At 72.6% G+C, this 25,021-nt stretch carries 19 protein-coding genes and 1 pseudogene; 6 read left to right on the forward strand and 14 right to left on the reverse strand.

Features of this window, described 5'->3' with window-relative positions; all coding sequences use genetic code 11:
* Window positions 1-99 precede the first annotated feature (99 nt).
* The 4 genes from IE172_RS03725 to lipB all read right to left on the reverse strand — a co-directional run bounded on the left by IE172_RS03725 (window position 100) and on the right by lipB (window position 3,263).
* Window positions 100-807 carry a DUF4191 domain-containing protein gene (locus tag IE172_RS03725; RefSeq protein WP_190095587.1) on the reverse strand — a complete coding sequence of 236 codons (708 nt, stop codon included), beginning with the start codon at window positions 805-807 and terminating at the stop codon, window positions 100-102.
* A gap of 60 nt (window positions 808-867) precedes the next feature.
* Window positions 868-1,068 carry an SCO2195 family GlnR-regulated protein gene (locus IE172_RS03730; protein WP_190095588.1) on the reverse strand — a complete coding sequence of 67 codons (201 nt, stop codon included), beginning with the start codon at window positions 1,066-1,068 and terminating at the stop codon, window positions 868-870.
* 278 nt (window positions 1,069-1,346) lie between these two features.
* A complete protein-coding gene (gene lipA / locus IE172_RS03735) occupies window positions 1,347-2,312 on the reverse strand; it encodes a lipoyl synthase (RefSeq protein WP_190095589.1) in 966 nt (321 codons plus the stop codon).
* A 153-nt stretch (window positions 2,313-2,465) separates the two neighbouring features.
* Window positions 2,466-3,263 (reverse strand): lipoyl(octanoyl) transferase LipB, encoded by a 798-nt coding sequence (gene lipB / locus IE172_RS03740; protein WP_190095590.1) that lies wholly within the window; start codon window positions 3,261-3,263, stop codon window positions 2,466-2,468.
* A gap of 236 nt (window positions 3,264-3,499) precedes the next feature.
* Between lipB and IE172_RS03745 the strand changes: the two genes are divergently transcribed.
* Window positions 3,500-4,963, forward strand: coding sequence for an NsdA family TPR-like regulatory protein (locus tag IE172_RS03745; RefSeq protein WP_190095591.1), 1,464 nt, complete (start codon window positions 3,500-3,502; stop codon window positions 4,961-4,963).
* 541 nt (window positions 4,964-5,504) lie between these two features.
* On the opposite strand, the gene IE172_RS03750 is transcribed toward IE172_RS03745, so the two are convergent.
* Entirely contained in the window at window positions 5,505-6,908 is a 1,404-nt protein-coding gene (locus IE172_RS03750; RefSeq protein ID WP_190095592.1) for an NAD(P)/FAD-dependent oxidoreductase, read from the reverse strand.
* Window positions 6,909-7,169: 261 nt separating this feature from the next.
* Window positions 7,170-8,072, reverse strand: coding sequence for a TIGR01777 family oxidoreductase (locus tag IE172_RS03755; RefSeq protein WP_190095593.1), 903 nt, complete (start codon window positions 8,070-8,072; stop codon window positions 7,170-7,172).
* A gap of 70 nt (window positions 8,073-8,142) precedes the next feature.
* Between IE172_RS03755 and IE172_RS03760 the strand changes: the two genes are divergently transcribed.
* Window positions 8,143-8,631, forward strand: coding sequence for a GNAT family N-acetyltransferase (locus tag IE172_RS03760; RefSeq protein ID WP_190095594.1), 489 nt, complete (start codon window positions 8,143-8,145; stop codon window positions 8,629-8,631).
* Window positions 8,632-8,650: 19 nt separating this feature from the next.
* Here the strand turns inward: IE172_RS03760 and IE172_RS03765 are convergent, their stop codons facing one another.
* Window positions 8,651-9,835: a MarP family serine protease gene (locus IE172_RS03765; protein ID WP_190095595.1), complete on the reverse strand. Its 1,185-nt coding sequence runs from the start codon at window positions 9,833-9,835 to the stop codon at window positions 8,651-8,653.
* 286 nt (window positions 9,836-10,121) lie between these two features.
* Between IE172_RS03765 and IE172_RS03770 the strand changes: the two genes are divergently transcribed.
* Both IE172_RS03770 and IE172_RS03775 read left to right on the forward strand, forming a co-directional pair.
* The gene (locus IE172_RS03770; RefSeq protein WP_229885796.1) at window positions 10,122-10,949 is read left to right on the forward strand and encodes a peptidoglycan recognition protein family protein; all 828 of its coding nucleotides are present in this window, start codon (window positions 10,122-10,124) and stop codon (window positions 10,947-10,949) included.
* Window positions 10,946-11,119 (forward strand): hypothetical protein, encoded by a 174-nt coding sequence (locus IE172_RS03775; protein WP_190095597.1) that lies wholly within the window; start codon window positions 10,946-10,948, stop codon window positions 11,117-11,119. The genes IE172_RS03770 and IE172_RS03775 overlap by 4 nt, the downstream gene beginning before the upstream one ends.
* A 131-nt stretch (window positions 11,120-11,250) precedes the next feature.
* Here IE172_RS03775 and IE172_RS03780 read toward each other — a convergent pair whose 3' ends face one another.
* The 7 genes from IE172_RS03780 to IE172_RS03810 all read right to left on the reverse strand — a co-directional run bounded on the left by IE172_RS03780 (window position 11,251) and on the right by IE172_RS03810 (window position 22,084).
* The gene (locus IE172_RS03780) at window positions 11,251-11,772 is read right to left on the reverse strand and encodes a DUF4240 domain-containing protein (protein ID WP_190096000.1); all 522 of its coding nucleotides are present in this window, start codon (window positions 11,770-11,772) and stop codon (window positions 11,251-11,253) included.
* Window positions 11,773-11,934: 162 nt separating this feature from the next.
* Window positions 11,935-12,912 (reverse strand): helix-turn-helix transcriptional regulator, encoded by a 978-nt coding sequence (locus IE172_RS03785; protein WP_190095598.1) that lies wholly within the window; start codon window positions 12,910-12,912, stop codon window positions 11,935-11,937.
* A 67-nt stretch (window positions 12,913-12,979) separates the two neighbouring features.
* Window positions 12,980-15,682, reverse strand: a complete 2,703-nt coding sequence (aceE, locus tag IE172_RS03790) for a pyruvate dehydrogenase (acetyl-transferring), homodimeric type (protein WP_190095599.1) — start codon at window positions 15,680-15,682, stop codon at window positions 12,980-12,982.
* A gap of 423 nt (window positions 15,683-16,105) precedes the next feature.
* Window positions 16,106-16,729: a GntR family transcriptional regulator gene (locus IE172_RS03795; protein WP_189555461.1), complete on the reverse strand. Its 624-nt coding sequence runs from the start codon at window positions 16,727-16,729 to the stop codon at window positions 16,106-16,108.
* Window positions 16,730-16,947: 218 nt separating this feature from the next.
* A complete protein-coding gene (sucB, locus tag IE172_RS03800; protein WP_190095600.1) occupies window positions 16,948-18,741 on the reverse strand; it encodes a 2-oxoglutarate dehydrogenase, E2 component, dihydrolipoamide succinyltransferase in 1,794 nt (597 codons plus the stop codon).
* Between the two features lie 62 nt (window positions 18,742-18,803).
* On the reverse strand, window positions 18,804-20,192 hold the full coding sequence (gene lpdA, locus IE172_RS03805; RefSeq protein WP_189555459.1) for a dihydrolipoyl dehydrogenase: 1,389 nt from the start codon (window positions 20,190-20,192) through the stop codon (window positions 18,804-18,806).
* Window positions 20,193-20,542: 350 nt separating this feature from the next.
* A complete protein-coding gene (locus tag IE172_RS03810) occupies window positions 20,543-22,084 on the reverse strand; it encodes a leucyl aminopeptidase (protein WP_190095601.1) in 1,542 nt (513 codons plus the stop codon).
* A 293-nt stretch (window positions 22,085-22,377) separates the two neighbouring features.
* Between IE172_RS03810 and IE172_RS03815 the strand changes: the two genes are divergently transcribed.
* Window positions 22,378-23,169 (forward strand): endo alpha-1,4 polygalactosaminidase, encoded by a 792-nt coding sequence (locus tag IE172_RS03815; RefSeq protein ID WP_190095602.1) that lies wholly within the window; start codon window positions 22,378-22,380, stop codon window positions 23,167-23,169.
* 329 nt (window positions 23,170-23,498) lie between these two features.
* A pseudogene (gene ctaD / locus IE172_RS03820) lies at window positions 23,499-25,021 on the forward strand (aa3-type cytochrome oxidase subunit I); the annotation flags it as partial.

Consider the following 25,021-nt stretch of genomic DNA (forward strand, 5'->3'; position numbering starts at 1 on the left):
GTCCGGCTGATCCGCTCCCGGGACATGACGGATACGCCGATGGGGCGCCGGAATCCTTCCGGCGCCCCATCGGCGTATCCACACGGGGGTGGGGGGGGCTCAGCGGCCCCGCTGGCCGCCGCCGCCCTTCGGCAGCTTCATTCCCTTGGGCATCGGGCCCTTGGGGAGCGGCATGTTGCTCATCAGGTCGCCGAGGGCGCGCAGCCGGTCGTTGGTCACGGTGACCTGCGGGCCGGTGAGCACCCGGGGCAGCTTGAGCATCGTCGTGCGCAGCTTCTTCAGCTCCACCTGGCCCTCGCCCGTGCCCACGATCAGGTCGTGCACCGGTACGTCCGCGACGATGCGGTTCATCTTCTTCTTCTCGGCCGCCAGCAGGCTCTTCACCCGGTTCGGGTTGCCCTCGGCCACCAGCACGATGCCGGCCTTGCCGACCGCGCGGTGCACCACGTCCTGGCTGCGGTTCATCGCCACCGCCGGGGTGGTCGTCCAGCCCCGGCCGATGTTGTCGAGCACGGCCGCGGCGGCGCCCGGCTGTCCCTCCATCTGCCCGAAGGCAGCCCGCTCGGCCCGGCGCCCGAACACGATCGCCGTCGCGAGGAAGGCGAGCAGGAAGCCCAGGATGCCGAGATAGATGGGGTGCCCGATCAAGAAACCGATCGCGAGGAAGACACCGAAGGTGACGATTCCGACAGCCGCGAGTACAAGACCGATCTTCTTGTCGGCCCTGCGGGTCATCTTGTAGGTCAGGGCGATCTGCTTCAGTCGCCCGGGGTTCGCAGCGTCCGCTGCGGTTTCCTTCCTCGCCATGCCATGAAGTCTACGTGCCCCCCGGAGCGCCTTCGACGGCAGTGCCGGGGGTGACGGGCCTCAGAGGCGGGGGGAGGCGGTCCGGTCGAGGACGCGCTGGGTCTCGTCCCGGTCCTTGGCACGCCGGCGGTCCTCCAGCACGGAGGTCCAGGCGTTGCGGCGGGCGGTGCGCTGGCCGCTGCTCATGAGCAGCGACTCGACGGCGCGCAGTGCGGTGGTGAAGGACGGGATGGGTGTGGCGCGGACGGGCGCGGCCTGCATGGTGGAGGTCTCCCTCGGTGCGGGCGGGTAGGGGTGTACGCGGTGTACGTGCGGTGATTCCAGGCTCACTGACTGGTGTTACCAGGGCGTGACCAGCCGGTCAAACAGGCATGAAGCCCCGGTGGGCGGTCCGGGAACGCCGACGCGGTCCCGACCTGTGCCCTCATCTGCGAGGACGGTCGGGACCGCGTTCTCTCGGCCACTACTGACCGGTAGGGCCTTGTGCGTGAATTCACACGTGGTGTCCGGCGCCCCGGCCGGCGCCTTCGGGGCCTGTCTCAGACGGCCTGGGAGGCCACGTACGCGCCCCGCTTCTCGACGGCCATCCGGTAGAGGCGGCCGGCGCGGTAGGAGGAGCGGACGAGTGGGCCGGACATCACACCGGAGAAGCCGATCTGCTCGGCCTCCTCCTTCAGCTCCACGAACTCGTGCGGCTTCACCCAGCGCTCCACGGGGTGGTGGCGCACGGAGGGCCGCAGGTACTGCGTGATGGTGACCAGTTCGCAACCCGCGTCGTGCAGCTGGCGCAGCGCCTCGCCGACCTCTTCCCGGGTCTCGCCCATGCCGAGGATCAGGTTGGACTTGGTGACCAGGCCGAAGTCGCGGGCCTCGGTGATGACCTTCAGGGAGCGGTCGTAGCGGAAGCCGGGGCGGATCCGCTTGAAGATCCGCGGGACGGTCTCGACGTTGTGCGCGAAGACCTCCGGGCGGGAGGAGAAGACCTCGGCCAGCTGCTCCGGCACGGCGTTGAAGTCGGGGGCCAGCAGCTCGACCTTGGTGCGGCCGTCGGCGCGCTCCGCGGTCTGCGCGTGGATCTGGCGCACGGTCTCCGCGTACAGCCAGGCGCCGCCGTCCTCCAGGTCGTCGCGGGCGACGCCGGTGATGGTGGCGTAGTTCAGGTCCATGGTGACGACCGACTCGCCCACGCGGCGCGGCTCGTCACGGTCCAGCGCCTCGGGTTTGCCCGTGTCGATCTGGCAGAAGTCGCAGCGCCGGGTGCACTGGTCGCCGCCGATGAGGAAGGTCGCCTCGCGGTCCTCCCAGCACTCGTAGATGTTCGGGCAGCCGGCTTCCTGGCAGACGGTGTGCAGACCCTCGCTCTTGACCAGGTTCTGCATCTTGGAGTACTCGGGGCCCATTTTCGCCCGGGTCTTGATCCACTCGGGCTTGCGCTCGATGGGGGTCTGGCTGTTGCGGACCTCCAGGCGCAGCATCTTGCGTCCGTCGGGTGCGACTGCGGACACGACCGGCTCCCTAGCGATTGATTCTTCGGCGTGGTCAAGCGTACGCCCGTTGATGTGAAGGCCCGGCGAGGGTGTGGCCCCGCTGAGGGCTGCCCCGCCCGGTCCTGGCCCTGGCCTGGACGCCCGTGGCGTTCAACGCCGGGCGGGCGGCGTTTATGCCGGTGTTCTCTCGATCTCCCGCGGCTTCAGCTCCGCGTTGAGGAGGATGTCCCGGAGGTGGCGCTCCACGACGGGGAGCACCTCGTCGATCGTGACGTCCCGGCCGAGTTCGTTCGCCAGGGAGGCGACGCCCGCGTCGCGGATACCGCACGGGATGATCTTGTCGAACCACTTGTTGTCGGGGTTCACGTTCAGTGCGAAGCCGTGCATGGTGACGCCCTTGGCCACGCGGATGCCGATCGCGGCGATCTTGCGGTCCTCGCGGCGCTGGCCGGCGTTGGACGGCGCGTACTCCGGGCCGTTGAGGCGGGGGTCGAACTCGTCGTCCTGCAGCCGGGGGTCGAAATCGAGGGAGAGCCCGCCGAGCGCGGGGCGGCGCTCGACCGGGTCGCCGAGGACCCAGACGCCGCTGCGGCCCTCGACCCGCGTGGTTTCCAGGCCGAAGTCGGCGCAGGTGCGGATCAGGGCTTCCTCCAGGCGCCGGACGTGCGCGACCACGTCCACCGGTCGGGGCAGCTTCTGGATCGGGTAGCCCACCAGCTGGCCGGGGCCGTGCCAGGTGATCTTGCCGCCGCGGTCCACGTCGATGACGGGGGTGCCGTCGAGGGGGCGCTCGCTCGCCTCGGTGCGCCGGCCGGCCGTGTAGACCGGGGGGTGCTCCAGGAGGATCACGGTGTCGGGCGCCTCGTCGGCGAACCGGGCCGCGTGCACCCGGCGCTGCTCGTCCCAGGCCAGCCGGTAGTCGACGGCCTCGGCCCCGAAGCCCATCCGGACGAACCGCAACTCACTCACGGCGAAGCGCCTCCCTAGAAGGTCGTCAGGCACGAAACGCGCCCACGCCACTGTACGTCCGCCACCCGCCCGTCAGCTTTCGGGTCAATCCTCACACGATCGGATGAATGCCGGTTGTTGACTGCGATCGGGTGCTCACTCTCCGCTACATTCGCGCCGTCCCGTGACGCCATAAGGGCTGCTCACAGGCAATCCGGGCACCACCCACAGCCGGAAGGCAGGAGACCGCACCGCAGATGACGGAACGACCCGCGCAGCGCACCCCCAACCGACAGCTCGCCGCGCTCATCGCAGAAGCGGGGTTCTCCAACGCGGGACTCGCCCGTCGCGTGGACCAGCTCGGTCTGGAACACGGGCTCGACCTGAGATACGACAAGACCTCCGTGACGCGCTGGCTGCGCGGCCAGCAGCCGCGCGGGACCACTCCGGCGCTGATCGCCGAGGTGTTCACCCGGCGGCTGGGACGCCGCCTGACCGCCCAGGACCTGGGGCTCGACGCCTGCGCCCCGGTCTACGCGGGACTGGAGTTCGCGGCCGGTCCGGAGGAGGCCGTCGACATCGTCAGCGGGCTGTGGCGCAAGGACTCCGGCAGCCACGCCGAACTGCGCAAGATCGCCTTCACCTCGGCGGGACTGGTCGTGCCGAGCCGGGACTGGCTCATCGGGCGGGCCGACGAGAAGGTCGCCCGCGCGGAACCGCCCGCCCGGGTGCCCGCCCAGGGCCGTCCCGCACCCCGCGCCCTGTCGCCGTCCGACCTCCTCGCCCGCAGGCGCGGCACCGCCGAACGCGGGCCGGGGCAGCGGGTCACCGGCGGCGACATCGCCGCCCTGCGGTCGGTCGGCGAGCTGTTCCGCACGCTCGACGACGCGTACGGGGGCGGACACGCCCGCCAGGCCCTCGTGCGATACCTGGAACACGAGTGCGAGCCGATGCTGCGGGGCACGTACGGCGAACAGACGGGCCGCCGGCTGTTCGCCGCCGCCGCGGATCTGACCCGGCTGGCCGGATGGACCTCGTACGACATCGCCGCGCACGGGCTCGCCCAGCGGTACTTCGTGCAGGCGTTGCGGCTCGCGCAGGCGGCGGGGGACCGGCCCTACGGGGCGTACGTCCTGGTCACCATGAGCCGGCAGGCCGTCTACCTCGGCCACGGGCGGGAGGCCGTGCAGCTCGCGCGGGTCGCGCAGCAGGGCGCGGGGGGCTCCGCGCCGGCCGCCGTGCAGTCGCTGCTGCACGCCGTCGAGGCGCGGGGGCACGCGGTGCTCGGCGAGGTACGGGCCTCCACGGCGGCGCTGGTGCGCGCGGAACGCGCGCTGGAGAGCGCGCGGGCGGGGGACGAGGTGCCGTACTGGGCGCGCTTCTTCGACGAGGCGCAGCTCGCGGACGAGTTCGGTCACTGCCACCGGGACCTGCAGCAGTTCCGGGCCGCCGCGCAGCACGCGGAGCGCTCGCTGCAGCTGCGGGCGCCGGGGTACGCCCGCAGCAGGCTGCTCTGCCGGATGGTGCTGGCCACCGCGCGGCTGGGGCTCGGCGAACTGGACCAGGCGTGCCAGCTGGCCGCGGAGGCCGCCGGGCAGGCGGCCGAGATGCGGTCCGTGCGGGCGTTGGAGTACGTCCGCGACTTCGAACGCAAACTGGAGCCGTACCGCGACGCGGGGCCGGTCCGCACCTATCGCGACAGGGTGGCGGCGCACAGCTGACGGTGGTCGGTCGTATGCCTGCGGCGCCGCCTTCCGTTGGGTGAGGGCTTGGGTAGCGCCTGCGGCGCCGCCTTCCGTCGGGTGGGGGCTTGGGTAGCGCCTGCGGCGCCGCTGTCCGTGCGGTGGGGGCTCGGGTAGCGCCTGCGGTGGGTGGTGCGGGGCCGGGCCGGGGGTGTCCGTCCTCGGACTGGCGCGAGAGTGTCGCCTGGTGGTGGTGAACGGTGCGGACGCGCCAGCCGCTGCGGGCGGCCACCCCCGCCCCGTCCCCTCCCCGCCGTCGGCGACTACGCCCACACCCGCCGTCCGCTCTCCGCGGGCAGTCGTGCCGCAGGGCGGCACGGGTGGGCGCGACGGCGCCCCGTAAGCGCCGGGCTGCGCGAACACCCCCCGGCCCGCACCCCCGCCGGGCAACCGGTGCAGTGCCGGGCTGCGTGAAGCCCCGGCCCACACCCACGCCGGGCGACGGGTACGTGCCGGGGCGCGCGCCGGCCCCCGGCCCGCACCGACGCCGGGCCTGTCCAGCGCACGCGACGCGGCAGCGTCACGCCGCGTGGGCCGTCGGCACCGGGTCCGCCGTGTGCAGCGACCGGTTCACACCCAGGTCCGCGAGCAGCGCCGCCGCCACCCGCCGAGCGGAGTGCAACGCCCCCTGCACGGACCCCGTGTCCCGGTGGTCCCCGCACACGTACAGCCCCGCCAGCAACCGCACCGGCCGCCGCAGGTCGTGCGGCGGCCGCATCTGCGGTACCGCCTCCGCGGTGTGACGCACCGCCAGCGTCTCCCACCGCGCCGTGGACACCCCGTACAGCCGCGCCAGATGCATCCGCACCGCCGTGTCCAGCCCCGGCGTCGCCGGCCCGAGGACCGTCGAGGTCACCAGTGTGCGTCCGGCCGGCGCGCGGGACGGGTCGACCGCGCTGACGACCGCCGTGTGCGCCACCGGCCCGCCCCGGTCCGCGTCCAGCAGCAGCGACGCCCCGGTCGACAGGACCGCGTCGGTCGTGTGGTGCACCACCGTCACCGGGTGGAAGCCCGGCACCCGCAGCCCCGGCAGCAGCTCCGCCGCCGCCCGCGCCCCCGTCGCCACCAGCACCGCGCCGCACCGGAACTCGCCGTGCTCCGCGGTGGTCACCGAGGTCGTGGACACGGACGTGACCCGCACCCCCGTGCGCACCGTGCCCGGCGGCAGCGTCCGCGCCAGCCGCTGCGGCAGCGCCTGCGCGCCGCCCTCCGGCAGGCACAGCCGTCCGCTCGCGAAGGCGTGCAGCGCCAGATCCGCGCACCGGCTGGAGGTCACGAGGTCCGGGTCGCACAACAGCGCGGCGAGCAGCGGGCGCAGGAAGCCGTAGATGGTACGGGCGGGCAGGCCACGGGACACCAGCGCCTCGGCGGCGGGCAGTTCGGGCCGCGCCAGCAGCCGCTCGGCGGGCGTGCCCGCGAGCCTGGTCAGCGCCGCCCCCAGCCGGGCCTGGTCCACCGCCGTGCCCAGCGGGGCGCCGCTGCGGTTGCGGGGCACGGACACCTGCCGGCCCGGCACGGCCACCGGCCTCCTGGGGCCCGCCCCGGGCCGGGGAGCGCTCGCCAGGGCGCGCACCGCGTGCAGGGCGCCCCTCGCGCTGCGCGCCCCCCTTGCGCCCGGCTGCGCGCCCGCGCGGTGGTGCCGTCCGTCGCTGTGCAGCAGGACACCGGGGTCGAAGGGCCTCAGTACCAGCCCTTCGAGCCCCGGGGTCTCCCGCAGTTCGGGATAGGCCGTGGACAGCAGCCGCCCGACCCTGTCGAGCCGGAAGCCGTCGGTCTTCTCGGTCGCCATGCGACCGCCCACCTCGTGGGCTGCCTCCAGGACGATGGTGGTGACTCCTGCGCTGGTCAGTCGTCGAGCCGCGGAGAGTCCGGCGATCCCGGCTCCCACGACGACGACGTCCGCCTGGTACGTGGGTCCAAGCACGTGCCCCTCCTCGAGGTTGCGCGGGCGCTGGAGACGTCATGCCCTCAACTGGCCCCAGGGATACCCGAGTTCTGGTCGAGGGTAGGTCCGTGATCGGTCGCCGGGTCAGTCGCGCATGGGCAGTGCACGGGCGCACGACGGTCGCATACGCACGTCGGATGGGCACAGTGAGGTCGCAGGGGGCTCAGTTCCGTGCGTGTGGTGGTCGGATGCGGTCGTATCCGCTCGTGGTGCTTCTCCCCGTGGCGGGCCGCGCGCCGCTCACAGGGCCGCGCGCACCGCCTCCTCGATCCGCGGGAACGCGAAGCGGAAGCCCGACTCCAGCAGCCGCGCCGGCAGCACCCGTGCACTGCCCAGCACGTCCCCGGCCATCTCGCCCAGGACCGTCCGCAGTACCGGCTCCGGCACCGCGAACACCGCCGGCCGCCGCAGCACCCGGGCCATCGTCGCGGTGACCTCCCGGTTGGTCACCGGATGGGGGGCCGTCAGGTTGAACGGGCCGGACAGCCCGTCGGTGCCGAGGAGGTGGCGCAGCGCCGCCACCTCGTCGTGCAGGGCGATGAAGGACCAGTACTGGCGTCCGTCGCCCATCCGTCCGCCCAGACCGGCCCGGAAGAGCGGGAAGAGCCTGCCCCACGCGCCGCCCCCGCGCGCCACCACCAGACCGGTCCGCGCGAACACCGTCCGCACGCCCGCCTCCCGCGCGGGCTCCGCCGCGGACTCCCACTCCACGCACACCCGCGGCAGGAACCCCTCACCCGGCGGAGCACTCTCGTCCACCGCCCGGTCCCCGGTCTCGCCGTAGTAGCCGATCGCGCTGCCGTTCACGAACACCCGGGGCCGTACGTCCTCGGGCAGTCCGGCGACCGCCTCGGCCAGCGCGCCCGTGCCCCGTACGCGGCTGGCGCGGATCCGCGCCTTGTAGTCGTCCGTCCAGCGGTGGTCGCCCACGCCCGCCCCCGCCAGATTCACCACCGCGTCGCACCCGGCGAGCCCGGCCGCGTCCACGGACCCCCGCTCGGGGTCCCACCGGACCTCGTCCGCCCCCCGGGGCTCCCCCCGCACCAGCCGGACCACCGTGTGTCCGTCCGCCGTCAGGGACCGCACCAGGGCGGTCCCGATGAGCCCGGACGCCCCGGCCACCGCGATTCGCGCACGTTCCATGCCGTCCATCCTGCCCCCGGCGGCGCGAAATGCACGGCAGGGCCACTCGCCCGGGCCGTACCCTGACGCCATGACCGAGCCGCTCATACGCCCCGCCCGCGCCGAGGACGAGGGCGACCTGGCGCGCCTCGACCGTGAGACCTGGTCCCACGAGTTCGCCGTCATGCCGCGGCCCGGGCCGGACGAGCCGTTCTTCCGCGAGACGTGCGGACCGGACGCGCACCTGGTCGCCGAGCACGACGGCCGCCTCGTGGGCTACGTCAGGCTCGGCCGTCCGACCCCGCTCGAGTGCAACGAGCACGTCCGGGACATCCGCGGCCTCGCCGTCGCCGAGGAGGCACGCGGCAGGGGCGCGGGCCGGGCCCTGGTGCGGGCCGCCGTGGCGGAAGCCCGGCGCCGGGGCGCCCGCCGGATCACGCTGCGCGTCCTGGGCCACAACACGGCCGCCCGTGCGCTGTACGCGTCGGAGGGCTTCGCCGTGGAGGGGGTGCTGCCCGGGGAGTTCCTCCTCGACGGCGTGTACGCCGACGACGTCCTGATGGGCCGGCCGCTGGTGTGACCGGCCGTCAGGACGCCCCCTAGGAGGCCACCACCTCGCCCGTGTCCACCGGCGTCGTCGCGTCCGCCGCGCGCTCGGCGTCCTCCTTGACCTCGTCCGCCGTCAGGACGTAGCCCGTCTCGGTGTCCGTGGTGGAACGCGCGAACACCACACCGAACACCCGGCCGTCGGTGGTCAGCAGCGGGCCGCCGGAGTTGCCGGGGCGGACGGTGGAGCGGATCGAGTAGATCTCACGGGTGACCGTCGCGTCGCTGTAGATGTTCTGCCCCCTGGCCTGGAGCCGGCCCGCCACCGTCGCCGCCTGCAGGTTCAGGTCGCCGTCCTGCGGATAGCCCGCGACCACCGCCGAGTCGCCGCGCCCCGCGTCGTCCACGAACTCCAGCACCGGGGCCCGCAGGTCCGGCACGTACAGCACGGCCACGTCCTTCTGCGGGTCGAAGAGCACCACCCGCGCCTCGTACGTCCGCCCGACGCCGCCCACGCGCACGGTCGGCTCGTCGATGCCCGCCACCACGTGGGCGTTGGTCATCACGTGCTCCCGCGCGTACACGAACCCGCTGCCCTCGCGGCCCTGCGTGCCCGCCACACCCTCGACCTTGACCGTGCTGCGCTGCGCCGCGCGGGTCGCGGCCGCCGTCACGCTGTCGCCGGACGGCTCGGCGACCTCGGCGGTCGACTCGTTCTCGAACGGGTTGAACACCTGCGGGAAACCCGCCTCGGTCAGCGCCGAGGTGGCCCGGGAGAACCATGCCGGAGTGGTGTCCGGCATCACGTCCTGCACCGCGCCCAGCAGCCGCGAGTCCCTGATCGCCGACGTCACCAGCGGGGACGAGGACGCCCCCAGCACGCTCGCCACCACCCACGCCACGATCAGCACGGCCACCGAGTTGGCCGCCGCGCCGCCGAGCCCGTCCGCCACTCTCAGCGGGCCCCGGTCGAGCTCCCGCCGCAGCCGGAGCGCCAGCCGCCCCGCCAGTTCATGGCCCACCACGGCCGGCAGCAGCACCGTGAACACGGCCGTCACCGTCGCCCGCGTCGTCCCCGCCGTCACCAGGTCCATCACCCACGGCAGGATCCACACGCCGACGACCGCACCGCCCACGAAACCGGCCAGCGAGACACAGCCGGCCAGCAGCCCGCGCCGGTAGCCGGACGCCGCGTAGGCCAGGACGACCAGCAACAGCAGGATGTCGAGCAGGTCCACGCACGCCGCCTTTCTCTCGGGCCCCCCTGTACGTGGGGGAGGGGCCCGGTGATCAGCCACGCGCGCGACGGCCGCCGGGCGGCGGCCACGCGCGCGTGCACTGGGGAAAACGTCCCGGACCGGGGCGATGGTTCCACCGGATGGCACACCACGGATCGCGGACCCCGGCCATCGGACCCACAGTGGGGCCATGCGTGTCCCGAGACGACCGCGCGGAGCGCGGAAGCACCGGGCCTCCCGGATACCCGGCGGGCGCGGCACCCACCGGCTGCCGGCCGCCGCCACGGTGGCCCTCGGCTGTCTGCCGGGCCTGGCCGCCGCCGTCGCCCTGGTGCTGTGCGCCTACGGCGTCGAGCGGGCCGCCGGATCCGCCGGCACGGCCTCCGCCGCACGGGCCGAACCCGCCTTCCAGGCACCCCGGCCGCCGATCGTGCCCCGCGCGGTCTGGCTGGGCGACGGAGCCCGCGAGCAGCCGCCCCCGCGCTACGACGACGAGGTCGTCGCGGTCTTCATCCATCACACCGACTCACCGGGCGCGTACGACTGCGCGGACTCCCCCGGCATCATCAAGGGCCTGTACGAGGGCCAGACCGTCGGCCGGGACTGGGACGACCTCGGATACAACTTCGTCGTCGACCGCTGCGGCACCATCTACGAGGGCCGCGCCGGCGGCACCGACCGCGCCGTCACCGGCGCCCACACCCAGGGCTTCAACCACCGCACCACCGGCATCGCCGCCCTCGGCACCTTCACGGAGGGCGCCGTGGTGCCGTCCGAGATGCTGGAGGCGATCGCCGCACTGGCCGCCTGGAAGCTCGGCACCTCCGGCACCGACCCGCGCGCCGAGGTGCGGCTGGTCTCCAGCAACGGCGGCAGCCGCTACGCGGCCGGCACCACCGCCACCCTGCACGCGGTCGCGGGCCACAGCGACGGCTTCATGACCAGCTGCCCCGGCGCGGCCCTCAAGGCGCGCCTCCCCGACATCAGGACCCTCGCGGCCCGCATCCAGGGCCGCGACAGCACGGAGCAGGCCATGCGGAAGGAGAGCGACGCGTCCCCACCGGACACCCCGAACGAAGCGGAACGTCACACAGAACGAAGAGCACACCCATGAGTGACACCCCTCGAAGTACGACCTGGGCGGACGCGCTGCGCCGCCCCTGGGCGGCCCTGTGCGCCGCCGCGGCCGTCGTCCTCGGACCGGCCGCCCACACCGCCTCCGCCCTCACCCAGGCCAACGCGGCCCCCTTGCGCCAGGCGCCCACCCCCCACCGGCGTCTGTGACCGGACGAGGACCGGCGCCCGCGGAGGGCCCGTCCGGCGATCGAGCCGCAGGAGTCCTGCCGTGCCCGGCCGGATCGGGCAGAGCCGGGTCCGCGGGTCCGCGGCACGATCCGCCGGCCGCCGGACGGGCGCTAGTCCCGGAAGCGCTCCCAGAGCCGCGGATAGCGTTCGGCCAGCAGCGCCTCGTCCTCGAAGTCGAGCGGTGTGCCCTCCGGCTCCGCCGGGGCCGGGGGCAGCTCCAGGTCCGGTGCCACCGTCCCGGTGAGCTGCTCGTACGCCTCGTCCGCCGCGTAGCCGAGGTCCTCGCCGTCGCCGTCGATCTCCTCGTCGAAGTCGTCGTCCAGCAGGTCGGCCAGCGCGTCCGGGTCGTGCAGGGCGCCTTCGAAGACCTCACGGCCCTGGCCGATCAGCCAGCACCGGAAGTAGTCGAAGGCGTCGTCGCTCGCCCCGTCGAGGAGCACCCAGGCGGCACCCCACAGGTCCCAGTGGTAGGCGCGGTGGTAGCGGGACTCGAAGTGACGGGCGAAGTCCAGGACCGCCTCCGGATCCAGCCGCACGAGCCGCTCCACGAGCAGATCGGCCTGTTCCTCCGGGTCGCCCCCGGCGTCCTCCCGGGCCGTGTCCACCAGCTCCCAGAACTCCGTCTCGTCCATCACGTGCTCCAGCATCGACCCTGCGTCCCGCACACGCACCCTAGGGGCGCGGGGAACTGCGCGAACGGGGGGCCGGGGGCGGAGACCCCGGGAACGGGCAGGGAAGAGGCGGCGGGGGCGGGGAGCGCCGCACGGACAGCCGCACCCGGGCCCCGGACCCCGTCACCGCCGCCCGTACACCTCCGCCAGCCGCGCCGCCTCCGCCGCGAACCGCTCCCGCAGCCCTCCCGGCTCCAGCACCTCCACCTCGGCCCCCAACGCCGTCAGCTGCGTGAAGGCGACCTCCTCCGACTCCACCGGCAGCGTCACCCGTACCCACCCGCCCCCGTCCGGCTCACCCGCGCGGCCCAGAGCCTCCCGCGCGGCCGGCGGATCCACGACGTGCGGCAGCCTGCGCACCCCCTCCGCCGACAGCCGCACCACGACCTCCGCCCGCAGGATCGACCGCGAGAACTGCTCCGCCCGTTCCTCCCAGAACGCGGGCAGTTCGAAGTCCGCCGCCCGCTCGAAACGCTCCCCGCCCGCCTCCACCGCCGTGAACCGGTCGATCCGGTACACCCGGAAGGCACCTCGCTCCGCCACCCGCGCGCACAGGTACCAGACGCCTGCCTTGAGCACGAGCCCGTACGGTTCCAGCTCCCGCTCGACCTCGTCCTCGCCGCGCCGGTACCGGGCGGTGATCCGCCGGTCGTCCCACACCGCGTCCGCGACGGCCGGCAGCAGCTCGGGCGTCGTCGGCTCGCGGAACCAGTTCGGGGCGTCCAGGTGGAAGCGCTGCGCCGCCGTGCGGGAGGCGTCCCGCAGGGACGGCAGCAGGGCGGCCGACACCTTCAGGCGCGCCGCCGAGGCCGTGTCCTCCAGCCCCATCTCGCGCAGTGCCCCCGGCACACCGGACAGGAACAGCGCCTCCGCCTCACCGCGCGCCAGCCCCGTCAGCCGCGTCCGGTACCCGCCGACCAGCCGGTAGCCGCCGATCCGCCCGCGGTCCGCGTACACCGGCACCCCGGCCTCCGACAGCGCCTGCGCGTCCCGGGTGACCGTCCGCTCCGACACCTCCAGCTCGCTCGCCAGTTCGGCGGCGGTCATGGAGGGCCGGGACTGGAGCAGGAGCACCATCTTGATCAACCGGGCAGCGCGCATGGAGCACATCATGCAGGAGGCCCCCGGCGCTCACCGAGCGCCGGGGGCCTCCTGCATGACCTGGCCCCTACAGGCCGTACTTGTCGCGCGCTTCCTTCACGGCCGCGGCCTTCACCTCGCCGCGCCGGGCGAGCTGGGCCAGGGCCGCGACGACGATGGACTCGGCGTCGACGCCGAAGTGGCGGCGGGCCGCCTCACGGGTGTCCGACAGACCGAAGCCGTCGGCGCCCAGCGAGGTGTAGTCCTGCTCGACCCACTGCGCGATCTGGTCCGGGACCTGGCGCATGTAGTCCGACACGGCCAGCACCGGGCCCTCGGCGCCCTGGAGCGCCCGCCGGACGAACGGCACCCGCTCCTCGCCGCGCAGCAGCGCCTCGTCGGCCTCCAGCGCGTCGCGGCGCAGCTCGGTCCACGAGGTGGCGGACCACACGTCGGCGGCCACGCCCCACTCCTCCGCGAGCAGCCGCTGCGCCTTCAGCGCCCAGTGGATCGCCGTGCCGGAGCCGAGCAGCTGGATGCGCGGGGCGTTGGCGGCGGGGGTCAGCCCGGCCGTCTCCGCCGTGTTGAAGCGGTACAGGCCCTTGACGATGCCCTCGTCGACGCCGGCCGCCGACGGCTTCGCCGGCTGCGGCAGCGGCTCGTTGTAGACCGTCAGGTAGTAGAAGACGTCCTGGTCCTCGTCCGGCTTGCCCTCGCCGAACATCCGGCGCAGACCTTCCTTGACGATGACGCCGATCTCGTACGCGAACGCCGGGTCGTACGTCAGCGCCGCCGGGTTGGTCGCGGCGATGACCGGCGAGTGGCCGTCGGCGTGCTGCAGGCCCTCGCCCGTCAGCGTCGTGCGGCCCGCCGTGGCGCCGACCAGGAAGCCGCGGCCGAGCTGGTCGCCGAGCTGCCACATCTGGTCGCCGGTGCGCTGCCAGCCGAACATCGAGTAGTAGATGTAGAACGGGATCATCGTCTCGCCGTGCGTCGAGTACGACGTCGAGGCGGCGACGAACTCGGCCATGGCGCCGGCCTCGGTGATCCCCTCGTTGAAGATCTGGCCGTTCTTGGCTTCCTTGTAGTACATCAGCTGGTCACGGTCGACCGGCTCGTACGTCTGCCCCATCGGCGAGTAGATGCCGAGGGACGGGAAGAGGCTCTCCATGCCGAAGGTGCGCGCCTCGTCGGGGACGATCGGCACCCACCGCTTGCCCGTCTCCTTGTCGCGGACCAGGTCCTTGACCAGGCGGACGAACGCCATGGTGGTGGCCACGTTCTGCGAGCCGGAGCCCTTGTCGAAGGCGGCGAACGCCTTGTCGGCGGGCTGCGGCAGCGGCGCGACCGGGTGCACGCGGCGGGCCGGGGCCGGACCGCCGAGCGCGGCGCGGCGCTCCTGGAGGTAGCGGACCTCGGGGGAGTCGGCGCCCGGGTGGACGTAGGGGACCTGGCCGTCGACGAACCGCGCGTCCGGGATCGGCAGCTCCAGCCGGTCGCGCATCGCCTTGAACTCGTCCACCGACAGCTTCTTCATCTGGTGGTTGGCGTTCTTTGAGGCGAAGCCCTCACCGAGGGTGTGACCCTTGACGGTCTGCGCCAGGATCACGGTCGGCGCGCCCTTGTGGGCGAGCGCGGCCTTGTACGCGGCGTAGACCTTGCGGGACTCGTGGCCGCCGCGCGAGAGGTGGAAGCACTCGAGGATCTTGTCGTCGCTCAGCAGCTTCGCCATCTCGACGAGCGCCGGGTCCTTGCCGAAGAAGTCCTCGCGGATGTAGGCGGCGTCGCGCGTCTGGTACGTCTGCACCTGCGCGTCCGGCACCTCGCGCAGCCGGCGTACCAGGGCGCCGGTGGTGTCGAGCTGGAACAGCTCGTCCCAGGCGGTGCCCCACAGCGTCTTGACGACGTTCCAGCCGGCGCCGCGGAACTGGGCCTCCAGCTCCTGCACGATCTTGAAGTTGGCGCGGACCGGACCGTCGAGGCGCTGCAGGTTGCAGTTGACGACGAAGGTCAGGTTGTCCAGCTGCTCGCGGGAGGCGAGGGTGAGCGCGGCCGTCGACTCCGGCTCGTCCATCTCGCCGTCGCCGAGGAACGCCCACACGTGGGAGTCGGAGACGTCCTTGATGCCGCGGCTGGTCAGATAGCGGTTGAAGCGCGCCTGGTAGATCGCGGAGATCGGCCCGAGGCCCATGGAGACGGTGGGGAACTCCCACAGCCAGGGCAGCCGGCGCGGGTGCGGGTAGGACGGCAGTCCGTTGCCGCCCGCCTCGCGGCGGAAGTTGTCGAGCTGCTGCTCGCCGATCCGGCCGTCGAGGAAGGCGCGGGCGTAGATGCCGGGGGAGGCGTGGCCCTGGATGTAGAGCTGGTCGCCCGAGCCGTCGCCCTCCTTGCCGCGGAAGAAGTGGTTGAAGCCGGTCTCGTACAGCCAGGCGGCGGAGGCGAAGGTGGCGATGTGGCCGCCGACGCCGTACTTGCTGCCGCGGGTCACCATGGCGGCCGCGTTCCAGCGGTTCCAGGCGGTGATGCGCTGCTCCAGCGCCTCGTCGCCGTCCACGGCGGGCTCGGCGGAGGTGGGGATGGTGTTGACGTAATCGGTCTCGAGGAGCTTCGGCAGCGCGATGCCGGCGCCCTCGGCGCGCTCCAGCGTGCGGCGCATCAGGTATGCGGCACGGTGCGGCCCGGCCGCCTTGGTGACGGCGTCCAGGGAGGCCTGCCATTCGGCGGTCTCCTCGGGGTCGCGGTCCGGGAGCTGGTCGAGCTCGCTCGGCTGGATGGCGTTGGGGTCGGTCATGTCGCCGCCTTCCTCAGTCGAAGGGGGTTCCCTCATCGGTAAGGGTTCGGGGGTGCCCTAGGTCTTTGGCAGGACAGGGCGGGGACTTCGGTGGAAGTCCGCAGGCGACAATAACCCCCTGATCGATGATCGATCAAAGGGTTGAGCCCCAAAACCTCTCGATACCGAGAAAGTCGGCACGGGGTGCCTCCGGCGGTGGCACCGGGTGACTGTCGCCAGGGGTTGTTTGCGCAGGTGAGGGCGTATGGGCGCGGAAGAGCACAGGGGTTCTCCCGTACGGCGACTGCCGGCCCGTCGTGGCTGATCGCGCAGTTCCCCGCGCCTTTTCAGGGGCGCGGGGAACTGCGCAGAAAAGGGGGTCCGGGGGACAAACCCCCCAGGGGTGGGACGGGAAGGGGTGGCGGGGGCGAAAACGACCAGGGCCTACGCCCGCGGCGCGCACCCCAGCACGTGTGCCTTCACCAGCTCCGCGATCCGCGGATCGCGCCGCCGGAACGCCGCGACCAGCTCCTCGTGCTCCTCCGCGTACGACTGCTGCACCGTCCCCAGCCACCGTATCGACAGCGCGGTGAACACCTCGATCCCCAGCCCCTCCCAGGTGTGCAGCAGCACCGAGTTGCCCGCCGCCCGCACCAGCTCCCGGTGGAACGCCACCGTGTGCCGCACCTGCCCCGTCCCGTCGGCCAGCCGGTCCGCCTCGTACAGCGCGGCGACGTGCGGCTCCAGCGCCGAGCAGTCCTCCGCCAGCCGCCCCGCCGCCAGCTCCGCCGCGATCGCCTCCAGACCGGCCCGGACCGGGTAGCTCTCCTCCAGGTCGGCCGCCGTCAGGTTCCGCACCCGCACGCCCTTGTTCGGCGCCGACTCGATCAGCCGCAGCGACTCCAGCTCCCGCAGCGCCTCCCGCACGGGCGTCTGGCTGACCTCCAGCTCGGTCGCGATGCGCCGCTCCACGATCCGCTCGCCCGGCTTCCAGCGTCCGCTGATGATCCCTTCCAGGATGTGCTCGCGGATCTGTTCGCGCAGCGAGTGGACGACGGGCGCGGTCATGAGGGGCTCCTTAGCGGGGCCCTCGGGCCCCCGGGGGGCTTTGACGAATAGACAATACGGCCGTGAGCCCGCCCCGCAGGGGCGCACAGGGGAGCTTTCGCCCAGGTGAGACGAGACTTACACGCCCCCTACGCCGATGCCCCCGCCCGCAAGCCATCGAGGGCTTGCGGACGGGGGCACCGTACGGCCGTGTCAGCGGCCGGAGATCACCGGTCGGGTCACAGGCCGAGCTCGACCTCGAACTCGCCGGCCTCCAGGATCGCCTTGACCGCCGTCAGGTAACGGGCCGCGTCGGCGCCGTCCACCAGGCGGTGGTCGTAGGAAAGGGTCAGGTAGGTCATGTCGCGGACGCCGATGACCGTGCCCTCCTCGGTCTCGATGACGGCCGGACGCTTGACCGTGGCACCGATGCCGAGGATCGCGACCTGGCCCGGCGGCACGATGATCGTGTCGAACAGCGCGCCGCGCGAACCGGTGTTGCTGATGGTGAAGGTCGCGCCGGACAGCTCGTCCGGGGTGATCTTGTTGCCGCGGACCTTGCCCGCCAGCTCCGCCGTGGCCTTGGCGATACCGGCGATGTTGAGGTCACCGGCGTTCTTGATGACCGGGGTCATCAGGCCCTTCTCGGAGTCCACCGCGATACCGATGTTCTCGGTGTCGAAGTAGGTGATGGTCCCCTCGGCCTCGTTGATCTTGGCGTTGATCGGCGCGTGCGCCTTCAGCGCCTGGGCCGCCGCCTTGACGAAGAACGGCATCGGGGAGAGCTTGACGCCCTCGCGCGCCGCGAACGCGTCCTTGGCACGGGCGCGCAGCTTCATCAGGCGGGTGACGTCGACCTCGACCACCGAGGACAGCTGCGCCTGCTCGTGCAGGGCCTTGACCATGTTGTCGCCGATGACCTTGCGGATCCGCGGCATCTTCACGGTCTGACCGCGCAGCGGGGAGGCCTCCAGCGACGGGGCCTTCTTCGCGGCGGGCGCGGCGGCGGCCGGAGCCGGAGCGGCCGCGGCGGCCTTGGCGGCCTCGGCGGCGGCGATGACGTCCTGCTTGCGGATGCGGCCGCCGACGCCGGTGCCCTTGACGGTGGACAGGTCGACGCCGTTCTCGGCGGCGAGCTTGCGCACCAGCGGGGTCACGTAGGCGCCCTCGTCCGTGGCCTGGGCGGCAGCCGGAGCCGGGGCGGCGGGCGCCTGCGGAGCCGGGGCCGGGGCCGGGGCCGGGGCGGCCGGGGCGGGCGCCGGAGCGGCCTGCTGCGGGGCCGGAGCCGGAGCCGGAGCCGCCGGTGCGGGGGCCGGGGCCGGGGCGGGCTCGGGCTGCGCGGGGGCGGGCTCGGGCTGCGCCGGGGCCTCGGGGGCGGCCGGGGCGGGGGCGGCGGCCGGAGCGGCACCGGCCTCGCCGATGACGGCCAGCTTGGCGCCGACCTCGGCCGTCTCGTCCTCGCCGACCACGATCTCCAGCAGCGTGCCGGAGGCGGGCGCCGGGATCTCGGTGTCGACCTTGTCCGTCGACACCTCCAGCAGCGGCTCGTCGGCCTCGACGCTGTCACCGACCGACTTCAGCCAGCGGGTGACGGTGCCCTCGGTGACGGACTCGCCGAGCGCGGGCAGGACCACGTCCGTGCCCTCGGCGGAACCGCCGCCGGCCGAGGCCTCGGCGCTGGGCGCCGGAGCCGGGGCGGGCTGCTCGGTGGACGGCTGGGCCTGCGGCTCGGGGGCGGGAGCCGGCGGGGCGGCCTGCTCGGCGGCCGGGGCCTGCTCGGCCGCCGGGGCGCCGGAGCCGTCGTCGATCAGGGCCAGCTCGGCGCCGACCTCGACGGTCTCGTCCTCGGCGACCCTGATGGAGGACAGCACGCCGGAGGCGGGAGCGGGGATCTCGGTGTCGACCTTGTCGGTGGAGACCTCGAGCAACGGCTCGTCGGCCTCGACGCGCTCGCCCTCGGCCTTCAGCCAGCGGGTGACGGTGCCCTCGGTGACGCTCTCGCCGAGCGCCGGAAGGGTTACGGAAACCGGCATGGTTTCGGTTGCTCCTTTAAAAGTGCGGAAGTCTGTGTCGTCGCGCCCGGTGACCGAGGGCGTCAGTCGTGGGAGTGGAGGGGCTTCCCGGCCAGGGCCAGGTGGGCCTCGCCCATCGCCTCGTTCTGCGTCGGGTGGGCGTGGATGAGCTGCGCCACCTCGGCCGGCAGCGCCTCCCAGTTGTAGATCAGCTGGGCTTCGCCGACCTGCTCGCCCATACGGTCTCCGACCATGTGGACACCGACCACCGCACCGTCCTTGACCTGGACGAGCTTGATCTCGCCCGCGGTCTTGAGGATCTTGCTCTTGCCGTTGCCGGCCAGGTTGTACTTGAGGGCGACGACCTTGTCCGCGCCGTAGATCTCCTTGGCCTTGGCCTCGGTGATGCCGACGGAGGCGACCTCCGGGTGGCAGTACGTCACCCGCGGGACACCGTCGTAGTCGATCGGGACGGTCTTCAGACCGGCCAGGCGCTCCGCCACCAGGATGCCCTCGGCGAAGCCGACGTGCGCGAGCTGGAGCGTCGGGACCAGGTCACCGACGGCCGAGATCGTGGGGACGTTGGTGCGCATGTACTCGTCGACCAGGACGTAGCCGCGGTCCATGGCGACCCCGGCCTCCTCGTAGCCCAGGCCCTGCGAGACCGGGCCGCGGCCGACGGCGACGAGCAGGACCTCGGCCTCGAACTCCTTGCCGTCGGCCAGGGTGACCTTCACGCCGTCCTGGGTGTACTCGGCCTTCTCGAAGAAGGTGCCCAGGTTGAACTTGATGCCGCGCTTGCGGAACGCGCGCTCCAGCAGCTTCGAGCTGTTCTCGTCCTCGACCGGGACGAGGTGCTTGAGGCCCTCGATGACGGTGACCTCGGCCCCGAAGGACTTCCACGCGGAGGCGAACTCGACGCCGATGACGCCGCCGCCCAGGACGATCGCGGACTTCGGCACACGGTCCAGGACCAGGGCGTGGTCGGAGGAGATGATGCGGTTGCCGTCGATCTCCAGACCGGGCAGCGACTTCGGTACGGAGCCGGTCGCCAGCAGGACGTGGCGGCCCTGGACACGCCGGCCGTTCACGTCGACGGAGGTGGGGGAGGACAGCCGGCCCTCACCCTCGATGTAGGTCACCTTGCGGGAGGCGACCAGACCCTGCAGGCCCTTGTACAGGCCGGCGATGACATCGTCCTTGTACTTGTGCACACCCGCCATGTCGACGCCCTCGAAGGACGTCTTGATGCCGAACTGCTCGCTCTCGCGGGCCTGGTCGGCGATCTCGCCCGCGTGCAGCAGGGCCTTGGTGGGGATGCATCCGTTGTGCAGGCAGGTGCCGCCGAGCTTGTTCTTCTCGATCAGGGCGACGTCCAGGCCCAGCTGTGCCCCGCGCAGGGCCGCGGCGTACCCACCGCTGCCACCGCCGAGGATCACTAGGTCGAAAACGGTGCTGGCGTCGTTCGCCACGTCACGTCCTCCATGCATGTGCGCCACGCCGGTCTCCAGTGACCGGTCGGCGGCTGGTGTCCGGCCGCTCAATGTTCTCGGCCCTTGGGTGGGCCCTGTCCTGCCGAGCCCTATCCTCGCACTTGTCACCCCTGAACGAGACGCCGGGCCGTTGTGTGACACGTCCCACGTTCCCGCGCCGCGGACGGCGGGGCGGCCCACCTGGGGCGGGCCGTGACCGGTGCGCGGCGGTCCCGTGCGGACGCGGCCGCTCACGCACCGGCCGCGTCCCGACCCGCGACGGAGGAGCCCGCCCGCGGGCGGCGGGGCCTCGCCCTGCCCGCGTGCGAGGCCCCGGCCGCCGGCCGGGTTCAGCCCAGGTCGCCGGCGGCGGCCCGCTCCGCGAGGCGCACCAGGGTGCGCACCGCGGAGCCCGTGCCGCCCTTGGGCGTGTACCCGAACGGGCCGCCCTCATTGAAGGCCGGACCGGCGATGTCGAGGTGGGCCCAGGTGATGCCCTCACCGACGAACTCGCGCAGGAACAGGCCGGCGACGAGACCGCCGCCCATCCGCTCGCCCATGTTGGCGATGTCGGCGGTGGCCGAATCCATGCCCTTGCGCAGGTGCTCCGGCAGCGGCATCGGCCAGGACGGCTCACCGGACTCCTCGGCGGCCTCGTGCACCGCGGAGCGGAACGCGTCGTCGTTCGCCATGATGCCGAACGTGCGGTTGCCCAGCGCCAGCATCATCGCGCCGGTCAGGGTCGCGACGTCCACGATGGCGTCCGGCTTCTCCTGCGAGGCGGCCCACAGGGCGTCGGCGAGGACGAGCCGGCCCTCGGCGTCGGTGTTGAGCACCTCCACGGTCTTGCCGCTGTACATGCGCAGCACGTCACCGGGGCGGGTGGCCGAGCCGGAGGGCATGTTCTCGGCCAGCGCCAGCCAGCCGGTGATGTTGACCTCCAGGCCGAGCCGGGCGGCGGCGACGACCGCGGCGAACACCGCGGCGGCACCGCTCATGTCGCACTTCATCGTCTCGTTGTGACCGGCCGGCTTCAGCGAGATGCCGCCCGAGTCGTAGGTGATGCCCTTGCCGACCAGGGCGAGGTGCTTCTTCGCCTTGGAGGAGGTGTACGACAGCTTCACCAGGCGCGGGCCGGACGCGGAGCCGGCGCCGACGCCGAGGATGCCGCCGTACCCGCCCTTGGTCAGGGCCTTCTCGTCGAGCACCTGCACCTTGATGCCGTGCTCCTTGGCCGCCGCCTGGGCGACGGCCGCGAACGCCTCCGGGTCGAGGTCGTTGGGCGGGGTGTTGATCAGGTCACGGGCGCGGTTGAGCTCCTCGGCGACGGCGGTGGCCCGCTCGACGGCGGCCTTGAAGGCCTTGTCGCGGGGCTTGCCGCCGAGCAGCGCGGCCTCGGCGAGCGGGGCCTTGCCGTTCTTGCCGTTCTTGCCGGAGCCGCCGTCGGCCTTGTAGGCGTCGAAGGAGTACGCGCCGAGCAGCACGCCCTCGGCGACCGCGCCGGCGTCGGCGGCGTCCGTCAGGGGCAGGGCGAAGGCGGCCTTCTTGGAACCGGCGAGGGCGCGGGCGGCCACACCGGCGGCCTTGCGCAGCGCCTCGGCGTCGTATCCGGAGCCCTTCTGGGGCTGGGCGCCGAGGCCCACCGCCACCACGAGCGGTGCCTTGAAGCCGGACGGCGCGGGGAGCTTCGTCACCTCGCCCTCGGCACCCGACGCGCCGAGAGTCTCCAGTACGCCGGCGAGCCCGCCGTCGAACGCCTGGTCCACGGCCTCGGCGCCCGGTGCGACGACCGGGCCCGCGGCCTTTGCGGCAGAGCCCTTGGCGACACCGATCACGATCGCGTCGGCCCGCAGGCCGGGGACCGCGGCGGTGCTGAGAGTGAGAGCAGTCACGGTGGTGGAATCTCGCTTCCGATGTGAAGTTGCGGTGGCCGAAAGGTGTGGGTCGACCGGGCCCGGCAGCCGACCCTAGTTGCGCTGTTCGGGCGCGGCCCCGTCGGGGCCTCTCCCGGTACGGCGGACACTCGGGACGAGCCTACGCGCGTCCGCGCGTTCGCTCATTCATCCGGGTGCTCGCCTTTCGGTGACGGCCGGGCGCGTGTCCGGGCCCCGTCGCCCAACCGCCGGGCCGCGAACAGCGTCCTCAGTGGTGTCCGACCATCACACCGCCCCGTGGAGACCGCCCGGTGAGACGACCGTTCCTGCTTGTCCTGCTGCTCGCCGTGCTGGCGGCCGGCTGCGCCGGCGCGCCCGCGTCCGACGCCGGGTCCCCGGCCGGTGACCGCTGGCGGCCCCCTCCCGGCACCGCCTGGCAGTGGCAGCTCAGCGGCCGACTGGACACCTCCGTCGACGTGCCTGTGTACGACATCGACGGCTTCGACCACTCCCGCGCGACGGTCGCGCGGCTGCACCGCGACGGCCGCAAGGTCGTCTGCTACCTGTCCACCGGGGCCTGGGAGGACTTCCGGCCGGACGCGGACGACTTCCCGGCGTCGGTGATCGGCCGGGGCAACGGCTGGGAGGGCGAGCGCTGGCTCGACATCCGCCGGACCGACGTCCTGGAACCGCTCATGGCCGAGCGGTTCGACATGTGCCGCGACAAGGGTTTCGACGCGGTGGAGCCGGACAACATGGACGGCTACCGCAACCGCACCGGCTTCCCCCTCACCGCCGCCGACCAGCTCCGCTACAACCGGCTGATCGCCCGGCTCGCCCACGAGCGCGGACTGTCCGTGGGCCTGAAGAACGACCTCGACCAGATCCCCGACCTGGTCGGCGACTTCGATTTCGCGGTCAACGAACAGTGCGCCCAGTACGGCGAGTGCGACGCGCTCACGCCGTTCGTCGAGGCGGGCAAGGCCGTCTTCCACGTCGAGTACGAGCTGCCCACCGCCCGCTTCTGCGCCGACTCCCGGCGTCTGGGCCTGAGTTCCCTGCTGAAGAGGTACGAACTGGACGCATGGCGCCGGCCGTGCTGAGTCCGGCACCAGCAGTACGCAGGCCACCGCGTGCACGGCGACGTCGGTCGCCGTCGTCACCGCCGCCCTGAGCGCCGCCCGGCCGGGCACGCGTTCAGCACCGACGTGTCCCACTCCCTCCGCCCCCGTGACCGTACGCATGTGCGAGACGGGGCCGGTGTCACCCGATTGCCGAGTGGAATGCGCGCCACGGCGCCCGGCTTCGGCCGCGGCGGGTCGTCCGCCCGCCATGCTGCCCTGGGGACTGTCCCCGGAGCCGTAGGAGGACTGGCACAGTGGCGGACAAGAGCACAGCGGTCTCGCTCGACGAGGAGACGTACGAGGACGAGCTGCCGGTCCGGCGCAGGCGGCCGGGCAACGTCGTGATCAAGTGGCTGACGACCACCGACCACAAGACGATCGGCACGCTCTACCTCTGCACCTCGTTCGGGTTCTTCGTGTTCGGCGGGATCCTGGCGCTGGTGATGCGCGCCGAGCTGGCCCGCCCCGGACTGCAGATCGTCTCGAACGAGCAGTTCAACCAGTCGTTCACGATGCACGGCACGATCATGCTGCTGATGTTCGCGACACCGCTGTTCATCGGCTTCGCCAACTGGATCATGCCGCTGCAGATCGGGGCGCCCGACGTGGCGTTCCCGCGGCTGAACATGTTCTCCTACTGGCTCTTCCTGCTGGGCTCGCTGATCACGGTGGGCGGCTTCCTCACCCCGAACGGGCCGGCGAGCTTCGGCTGGTTCGCCTACTCCCCGCTGTCGGACGCGGTCCGCTCGCCCGGCCTGGGCGGTGACCTGTGGATCATGGGTCTGGCGCTGTCCGGCTTCGGCACGATCCTCGGCTCGGTCAACTTCATCACCACGATCGTCTGCATGCGCGCTCCGGGCATGACGATGTTCCGCATGCCGATCTTCACCTGGAACGTGCTGCTGACCGGTGTGCTGGTCCTGCTGGCCTTCCCGGTGCTCGCCGCCGCCCTGCTGGCGCTGGAGGTGGACCGCAAGTTCGGGGCGCACATCTACGACGCGGCCAACGGGGGACCGCTGCTGTGGCAGCACATGTTCTGGTTCTTCGGCCACCCCGAGGTGTACATCATCGCGCTGCCGTTCTTCGGCATCGTCTCCGAGATCATCCCGGTCTTCTCCCGCAAGCCGATCTTCGGCTACATGGGCCTGATCGCCGCGACCATCGCGATCGCGGGGCTGTCGGCGACGGTGTGGGCGCACCACATGTACGCCACGGGCGGCGTGCTGCTGCCGTTCTTCTCCTTCATGACCTTCCTGATCGCCATTCCCACCGGTGTGAAGTTCTTCAACTGGACCGGCACCATGTGGAAGGGCAGTCTCTCCTTCGAGACACCGATGCTGTGGTCCGTCGGCTTCCTCGTCACCTTCCTTTTCGGCGGGTTGACCGGGGTGATCCTGGCGTCGCCCCCGCTGGACTTCCACGTCACGGACTCGTACTTCGTCGTGGCGCACTTCCACTACGTGGTGTTCGGCACCGTCGTCTTCGCGATGTTCGCCGGATTCCACTTCTGGTGGCCCAAGTTCACCGGCAAGATGCTCGACGAACGCCTCGGCAAGATCACCTTCTGGACGCTGTTCGCCGGCTTCCACGGCACCTTCCTCGTCCAGCACTGGCTCGGCGCCGAGGGCATGCCGCGCCGGTACGCGGACTACCTGGCGGCCGACCACTTCACCGCGCTGAACACGGTCTCCACGATCTCCTCGTTCCTGCTCGGCCTCTCCCTGCTGCCGTTCTTCTACAACATCTGGAAGACCGCCAAGTACGGCAAGCCGGTCGGCGTCGACGACCCGTGGGGCTACGGCCGCTCCCTGGAGTGGGCGACCTCCTGCCC

Origin of the sequence: Streptomyces griseoflavus (genome assembly GCF_014649995.1) — a bacterium.
GTDB lineage: Bacteria > Actinomycetota > Actinomycetes > Streptomycetales > Streptomycetaceae > Streptomyces > Streptomyces griseoflavus.

Bases quoted from the DNA above. Each gene is read 5' to 3' on its own strand.
- IE172_RS03725 (WP_190095587.1), bottom strand. From the start codon at position 807: ATGGCGAGGAAGGAAACCGCAGCGGACGCTGCGAACCCCGGGCGACTG.
- IE172_RS03730 (WP_190095588.1), bottom strand. From the start codon at position 1,068: ATGCAGGCCGCGCCCGTCCGCGCCACACCCATCCCGTCCTTCACCACC.
- IE172_RS03745 (WP_190095591.1), top strand. From the start codon at position 3,500: ATGACGGAACGACCCGCGCAGCGCACCCCCAACCGACAGCTCGCCGCG.
- IE172_RS03755 (WP_190095593.1), bottom strand. From the start codon at position 8,072: ATGGAACGTGCGCGAATCGCGGTGGCCGGGGCGTCCGGGCTCATCGGG.
- IE172_RS03760 (WP_190095594.1), top strand. From the start codon at position 8,143: ATGACCGAGCCGCTCATACGCCCCGCCCGCGCCGAGGACGAGGGCGAC.
- IE172_RS03775 (WP_190095597.1), top strand. From the start codon at position 10,946: ATGAGTGACACCCCTCGAAGTACGACCTGGGCGGACGCGCTGCGCCGC.
- IE172_RS03780 (WP_190096000.1), bottom strand. From the start codon at position 11,772: ATGGACGAGACGGAGTTCTGGGAGCTGGTGGACACGGCCCGGGAGGAC.
- IE172_RS03785 (WP_190095598.1), bottom strand. From the start codon at position 12,912: ATGCGCGCTGCCCGGTTGATCAAGATGGTGCTCCTGCTCCAGTCCCGG.
- aceE (WP_190095599.1), bottom strand. From the start codon at position 15,682: ATGACCGACCCCAACGCCATCCAGCCGAGCGAGCTCGACCAGCTCCCG.
- IE172_RS03795 (WP_189555461.1), bottom strand. From the start codon at position 16,729: ATGACCGCGCCCGTCGTCCACTCGCTGCGCGAACAGATCCGCGAGCAC.
- sucB (WP_190095600.1), bottom strand. From the start codon at position 18,741: ATGCCGGTTTCCGTAACCCTTCCGGCGCTCGGCGAGAGCGTCACCGAG.